The following is a 6,700-nucleotide window of genomic DNA, read 5'->3' on the forward strand; positions in this document are numbered from 1 at the left end:
CCGGGGCCGGCCCGACGGCGGTGTGGGCGCCGGCCCCGACAGCCGCGGGGCCGCCCGGCCGGTGACGGACGCGGAACTCACCGGGGCCCGGCCGCCCGGCAGTCCCTTGCCGGGCGAGGAGTGTGGGCGGAGCGGTCCGCCGCGTCTTCGGCGCTCCGGGTCCCCCGTTCCCCGGCCCCTGCCCAGCCCGGCAGCGGGCCCGGGACTCGGCCGGACCCGGGCCGGCGCTCCTCGCGGCCAGGGCGTGTGGTGAAGGCGCCGGGCGCCCGAAGGGCGGGGCCCGGCGGAGTCCGGTGCCCGTGCCGCGCACAGCGGAGGGGCATCCGCCCACCGGGTGTGGGCGGGCGTCCCGGCAACGCGGCGGGGCGCGGTGCCAGGTGTCGCGGGCCGGGCGAAACCTCCACGACACGCCCCGTGCGAAGGCGCGGCCGTCCGCCGGGCCCGGCGGGGTTCGGTGTGGTTCAGCGGGGGTCGGGCGGGACCCGGCGGGGTTCGGCAGGACCCGGCAGGGGTCCGGCGGGGTCGGGCGGCGTTCGGTGTGGTTCGGTGGGGTCCGGGGTGGTTCAGCGGGGTCCGGCGGGTGGGGGAGCGGTGGGGGCGGTCGCCGTCCTCGCCTCGTGGCCGCGCCACTCGGTTACTTCGTTACGGTGACGCGGAAGACGGGATGGTCGGCGGCGGCGGCCCGCAGGTCGGCGTCCGAGGACTTGGCGGTGACGCCCTGGAAGAACCGGTTGACCTCCCAGCCCCACTTCTCCAGATAGGCGCGCAGTACGGCCGCCTTCTCCACGGGGTCGGTGAGCTCCGTGACCGTGAAGGCGCGCACCTTGCGGCCGACACGGAGTTCCCCACCGCCCGCGACGCGCATGTTGCGGACCCACTGGGAGTGGCCCCGGGCGGAGACCAGGTACTGGGCGCCCTCGTAGCGGTGCGGGTTGACCGGGATCCGCTGCATCCTGCCCGACGTCCTGCCGGGGACCGACAGTTCGGCCGTGCCGGCGAGGCTGATGCCGAGGCGGGCCAGCTTCCCGAGGAGCGCGTTGAAGCGGATGCCGAGCGGGCTGCCTTGGACGTAGTAAGGGGCGGGCGCGTTCACGGGGGCCTCCGGCGGATTCGGAGAGAGCGGTGCTCTCGCTTGGCACCAGTCTGCTCCGGGGCAGTGCACCAAAACAAGAGCAGTGCTCTCTAAAATGTGCGCTGCTCCGTTTCCTGGGCGCTGCTCCGCCCGCATGGCACACTGATCCGCATGAGTACCGTCCGAGGGGCCAGAGAACGGGCCCGCGCCGAGGTGACCGCCGCCATCAAGGACGAGGCGCGCCGCGGTCTCGCCGCCGAGGGCGCCGCCAAGCTCTCGCTGCGCGCCGTCGCCCGCGAACTCGGCATGGTCTCCTCCGCGCTCTACCGCTACTTCCCCAGCCGTGACGAGCTCCTCACCGCGCTGATCATCGACGCCTACGACAGCCTGGGCGCCGCCGCCGAGGAGGCCGACCGCGCCTCCCTCGCCGCCGGAGCCCCGCCCCGCACCCGCTGGATCGCCGTCTGCGGGGCCGTGCGCGGCTGGGCCCTCGCGCACCCCCACGAGTGGGCCCTCGTGTACGGCTCCCCGGTCCCGGGCTACAGCGCCCCGCAGGACACCGTCGGCCCCGCCTCCCGCGTCGCCAACACCCTCATCGGGATCCTCCGCTCCGCGTACGCGGGCCACGGGCTCGCCCTGCCGCCGCTGCCCGCCGCCCTGCGCCCCGAAGCCGACCGGATGACCGCGGAGTTCGCCGACGGCCTGCCGCCCGAGGTGACGGCCGCCCTGGTCGCCGCCTGGGCGCAGCTCGTCGGACTGGTCTCCTGCGAACTGTTCGGTCAGTACGAGCGGGTCGTCGAGGACCGCGCCGCCTTCTACGCGCACGCCGCGGGGCAGCTCGCCCACGGCGTCGGGCTGCCCGCGGCGTGAACCGGACCGCCGTGGCCGGAACCTGATGGCGATTCACATGATGGGGTGACAGATAGCTTTTCTGTTCCTCACATCAAAGTGGGTGGTTCGCCCTTCACCGACTTGCCGCGCGCCTAGTGTTCGTCGGGTCGCGCCCCTGCAGCCGGAGGAACAGTCATGGCCCCCGCCCGAGCCGTGCAGGCCCTGTACGCCGTACTCCTGGCCGTGTTGCTCGCCGCCGCGGCGGCCGTCGTGAAGGCCGCCGCCGACGGGACCCACGCCTCCCGGCGCCCGGCGGGAACCGCGCCGCCCTCGGGGCCGGCGTCCTCCCCGTCGGCGAAGGCGATTCCGCCGCCCGCCCCGACGGTCACCCCCACGCCCCGGCTGCCCGGGGTGCGGGGCCTGGACATCGCGGTCCCCGCCTACGTCTGGTCCGACGACCGGATGCTGACCGACCTCACCGCCACCGGGCCGGCCGCCACCGTCGTCGTCCTCAACCCCGGCAACGGCGACTCCCCCTTCGACGGGCCCTGGCGGGCCCGCGCCGACGCCCTGCGCGCCGGGGTCACCGCCACCGGGGAGCGGACGAAGGTCCTCGGCTACGTCCACACCGACCACGGCAACCGGGACATCGCTGCCGCGAAGGCCTCCGTCGACAACTACCTGAGACCCGCCGACGGCGGCGACGGCCGCCTCCACGTCGACGGGATCTTCTTCGACGTCGTCAGCCGCGACTGCGGCCCCGGCAACGCCACCCGCGACTACTACGCCGAACTGCGCCGCTACGTCCAGGAGTCGATGCACGCCGTCGACCCGAACGCGCCCGACCTGGTCGTCAACAATCCGGGCACGGCCATCGCCGACTGCTACCTGGAGCCCGGCCACCGCACCGCCGACACGTTCGTGACCTACGAGGACACCTACGCGGCGTACACCTCCGGCGGCTGGCTCGGCGGCAACGTGTTCAACGCCCGCACCGGTTACCGGGGCGGATCCGAGTACGACCCGAGCGGCACCGCGTTCTGGCACCTCGTCCACGACGTCCCCGACGAGGCGACGATGAAGGACACCCTGCGCACGGCCTTCGAACGGGGAGCCGGCTACGCCTACGCGACGGACACGGTGATGCCCAACCCCTGGAACACCGGTCCCGCCTGGCGGTACCGCAGCCAGACCGAACACGCCGCCACCCTCGGCTGAAACGATCCGGCCCAAGGGCCTGTCGCTCAGGGTTCGGAAGGGTCCTGTGCGCTCTCCGACCGTCGGCGTCCGAAGCGCCACAGCACGTGGGTCACGCGCATCAGGAACACCACCGAGGCCAGCACCCCGGCCGCCACCGCCAGTGTCCGGTGCGCGGCAGGAGAGAGGCCCAGGGCCGGCGCCACCCCGTACACCGCCCCGAACACCAGGACGGCGGCGAAGCACGCGCTGGTGAAGGCGTAGCCGATCTCGACGGTGGCCGCGTCCCGTTCCGCCTGTGTCCGATACCCCATACGGGCAGTCTCACAGCGTGCACGCCGGGTGACAAGGGTCCCTCAAGGGTGTCTGCCCCGAAGTCTCCGCGGACCCGTACGCCGCGTACCCGTACGCCGTCGCGCGGGACGGGACGGAGACCGGCCCCGCCCCCGCCGTCGTGCCCGGGGCGGCGGCCCCGGCGGGTCGTCGTGCCCCGGGCCGCCGGGGCGGCCGGCTCAGATGCCGGCCGTGTCGCTCCAGAGCCGGGCCAGCGACACGTCGCCGGTCACCCCCGGGCCCATCAGCGGGAGCCGGTTCCAAAGGGCCGCGTACAGCCACGCCGCCTCGCCGGCCACCTCGCAGTCCACCCGGTCCGCGGTGTCGCCCCGCACCGCGCGGGCCGGCTCCCGGGAGAGGTGCACCGTCCACGCCGCGCCGGTGTCGACGGCCCGGATCCGCAGCACCCGGGGTTCATCGGTCCGCACGCGGCTGCGGGGCCGGGCGTGGAAGCCGGTCAGCAGCTCGTCGACCCCGTCCTCCGCGAACTCGGGTGCCACCGGTGAGAACGCGATGTCCCGCGCGGCCTCCGCGTCGAAGCGGTGCACGGTCGTCTCGTGCGCCTGGCGCCGCGCCCAGAACGCCAGCGGCGACGGCGGCGCCGTGGGCAGGAACGTCCAGCACAGGACGTCGTCCGGGGCGTTCGTCAGCGCGTCCACCAGCGTCCCGTGTCCCTCGCGGAACCAGGCGAGGAGCTCCGGCCCGGCCAGTTCCGGCGCATCGGGGAACGGCCGTGGTTCCACCTGGGCGTCCGTGACGTAGCCGGTCGCCCAGCGGTGCACCGATCCGGTGTGCCGCAGCAGGTCGGTGACCCGCCACGACGGACAGGTGGGAACCGGTGCGTCCGTACCCGCCCGCTCGGCCGTCCCGGCGAGCAGTTCGCCCTCCCGGGCCAGCGTTTCGACGTACTCGCTGATCTTCATGCCCCGGAGTCTGCCGGCAGGTCGCACCATGGGGTACATGGATGGAGAACTCTTCCCGCGCGAGCGCGCCGAGATCGCCCCGGGCGCCGTCCACCTGCCGGACTGGCTCGGCCCGCGGGCCCAGCGGGAGTTGCTCGCAGCCTGCCGGGAGTGGGCCCGGCCGCCCGCGGGACTGCGGACCGTGCACACCCCGGGCGGCGGGACGATGAGCGCCCGCCAGGTCTGCCTCGGGCTGCACTGGTACCCGTACGGCTACGCGCGCACCGCCGTCGACGGGGACGGGGCGCCCGTGAAGCCGATGCCGCGGTGGCTGGCCGAACTCGGACGGCGCGCGGTGTCGGAGGCCTACGGGACGCCGCCGGAGCAGGTGGAGGAGTACGACATCGCCCTGATCAACCTCTACGCCGGTGACTCCCGCATGGGCATGCACCGCGACGCCGAGGAGAAGTCGCGGGCCCCCGTCGTCTCGCTCAGCCTGGGTGATTCGTGCCTCTTCCGCTTCGGCACCACCTCCTCGCGCGGACGTCCGTTCCGGGACGTTCCGCTGCGCAGCGGGGACCTGTTCGTCTTCGGTGGACCGAGCCGACGGGCCTACCACGGGGTGCCGAAGGTCCTGCCCGGTACCGCGCCGCCCGGCCTCGGCCTCGACGGGCGGCTGAACATCACACTGCGGGTCGGCGGCCTCGGACCGTAGACGGGCGTCCGGTACCTCCCGATCATGCGAGGATCCATGTCATGAACGGCAACGGGGCCCCGCCGCGGGTGGGGGATGCGACCACGGTGACCGCGGTGTCCACGGAGCCTGCGACCTCCACGGCCTCGACCGCTTCCACGAGGACCAAACTGGAGCGGGGCCGCAGCGCCCTCGGCCCGGCGCTGGAACTCGTCCACACCGGCCGCGCGCCGACCCGGGCCGTCCTGACGGCCGAGCTCGGGGTCACCCGCGCCACCGCCGGCGCGGTCGCCGCCGAACTGGAGGCCCTCGGCCTGATCCGGGTCGATTCCCGCCCCGGCGGGGCAAGCGGCGCCCAGGGCCGCCCCTCGCACCGGCTGGCGGTCGAGGAGAACGGTCCCGTGGCGCTGGCCGCACAGGTTCACTCGGACGGGTTCCGGGCAGCCCTGGTGGGCCTCGGTGGGCGGATCGTGGCCACCGCCCCCGGCAAGGTCACCGTCTCCGCCGACCCGGCGCAGGTCCTCGGCGCGGTCGTCGAGGCGGGCGCCGCGCTGCTCGTCGAGTCCGGGCGGCGCTGCGTCGGCGCGGGCCTCGCGGTGCCCTCGGCGGTCGCGGAACCCGACGGAACGGCACTCAACCCGCTCCACCTGGCCTGGCCGGCGGGTTCTCCCGTACGGGCCATCTTCGCCGAGTGCGTGAAGGCTGCCGGGATCGACGGACCGGCCCTGACCGGCAACGACGTCAACCTCGCCGCGCTCGCCGAGCACCGGCACGGCGCGGGCCGCAGCGCGCAGCACCTGCTGTGCGTGGCCACCGGTCACCGGGGCGTGGGCGGGGCGCTGGTCCTCGACGGCCGGCTGCACAGCGGCAGCGCGGGCCTGGCCCTGGAGGTCGGCCACCTGACCGTGAACCCGGAGGGGCGGGCCTGCCACTGCGGCAGCCGGGGCTGCCTGGACGTGGAGGCCGACCCGCTGGCCTTCCTCACGGCGGCGGGCCGCACGCCCGGTCCGGAGGTGTCACTGCTCCAGCAGGCCCGCGACCTGCTGCGCGCCGAGTACGCGGACCCGGCGGTCCGGGCCGCCTCGGAGGAACTGATCGACCGGCTCGGCCTCGGGCTGGCGGGCCTGGTCAACATCCTGAACCCGGACCGGATCATCCTGGGCGGACTGCACCGGGAACTGCTCCACGCCGATCCCGAGCGGCTGCGCGCGGTGGTCGCGGACCGCAGCCTGTGGGGGCGCAGCGGGGGCGTGCCGATCCTGCCGTGCACCCTCGACCACAACAGCCTGGTCGGGGCGGCGGAGCTGGCGTGGCAGCCGGTGCTGGACGACCCGCTCGGCACCCTGGGCGCCCCGGCGGCCTGACCCTGCGGCCCGCCCCTGACGGAACGACCGGCTCCGGCCAGGCCGGTAGGAGCGCGGCGGCGGTGGTCAGCCGGGCCCGGCACCGGCCGGGACCGATACCGGCAGGCCGCTCGCGACGACCTCCGCGTCCACGGCGAAGAGCGCCGGGCGCGCGAGCTCCCGTACGTTCTCGGCACTGATGACGACCGTCGCCGGCGGGGGGGGGGGGGGGGGGGGGGGGGGGGGGGGGGGGGGGGGCCCGGGTTTCTTTTTTGGGGGTGGGGGGGGGGGGGGGGGGGGGGCGGCGCGCCCGCCCCCCCCCCCGCGC

At 75.3% G+C, this 6,700-nt stretch carries 7 protein-coding genes; 4 read left to right on the top strand and 3 right to left on the bottom strand.

The features are described 5' to 3' along the window. Positions 1-634: 634 nt before the first annotated feature. Positions 635-1,093, bottom strand: coding sequence for a nitroreductase/quinone reductase family protein (locus NOD94_RS39620; RefSeq protein WP_281211091.1), 459 nt, complete (start codon positions 1,091-1,093; stop codon positions 635-637). A gap of 150 nt (positions 1,094-1,243) precedes the next feature. On the opposite strand from NOD94_RS39620, the gene NOD94_RS39625 reads away from it, so the two are divergent. Together NOD94_RS39625 and NOD94_RS39630 are read left to right on the top strand one after the other, a co-directional pair. Beyond that, positions 1,244-1,942, top strand: a complete 699-nt coding sequence (locus tag NOD94_RS39625) for a TetR/AcrR family transcriptional regulator (RefSeq protein ID WP_281211092.1) — start codon at positions 1,244-1,246, stop codon at positions 1,940-1,942. Between the two features lie 156 nt (positions 1,943-2,098). Continuing rightward, positions 2,099-3,121, top strand: a complete 1,023-nt coding sequence (locus NOD94_RS39630) for a spherulation-specific family 4 protein (RefSeq protein ID WP_281211093.1) — start codon at positions 2,099-2,101, stop codon at positions 3,119-3,121. Between the two features lie 26 nt (positions 3,122-3,147). Here NOD94_RS39630 and NOD94_RS39635 read toward each other — a convergent pair whose 3' ends face one another. Both NOD94_RS39635 and NOD94_RS39640 read right to left on the bottom strand, forming a co-directional pair. Further along, positions 3,148-3,414: a DUF6332 family protein gene (locus tag NOD94_RS39635; RefSeq protein ID WP_281211094.1), complete on the bottom strand. Its 267-nt coding sequence runs from the start codon at positions 3,412-3,414 to the stop codon at positions 3,148-3,150. Between the two features lie 198 nt (positions 3,415-3,612). Next, the gene (locus NOD94_RS39640) at positions 3,613-4,356 is read right to left on the bottom strand and encodes a maleylpyruvate isomerase family mycothiol-dependent enzyme (RefSeq protein WP_281211095.1); all 744 of its coding nucleotides are present in this window, start codon (positions 4,354-4,356) and stop codon (positions 3,613-3,615) included. Between the two features lie 37 nt (positions 4,357-4,393). On the opposite strand from NOD94_RS39640, the gene NOD94_RS39645 reads away from it, so the two are divergent. Then, on the top strand, positions 4,394-5,050 hold the full coding sequence (locus NOD94_RS39645; protein ID WP_281211096.1) for an alpha-ketoglutarate-dependent dioxygenase AlkB: 657 nt from the start codon (positions 4,394-4,396) through the stop codon (positions 5,048-5,050). Between the two features lie 41 nt (positions 5,051-5,091). Continuing rightward, positions 5,092-6,393, top strand: coding sequence for an ROK family protein (locus NOD94_RS39650; protein ID WP_281211097.1), 1,302 nt, complete (start codon positions 5,092-5,094; stop codon positions 6,391-6,393). Positions 6,394-6,700 lie beyond the last annotated feature (307 nt).

It is taken from the genome of Streptomyces sp. Isolate_45 (genome assembly GCF_024721315.2).
In the GTDB taxonomy this organism is placed as follows: Bacteria; Actinomycetota; Actinomycetes; order Streptomycetales; family Streptomycetaceae; genus Streptomyces.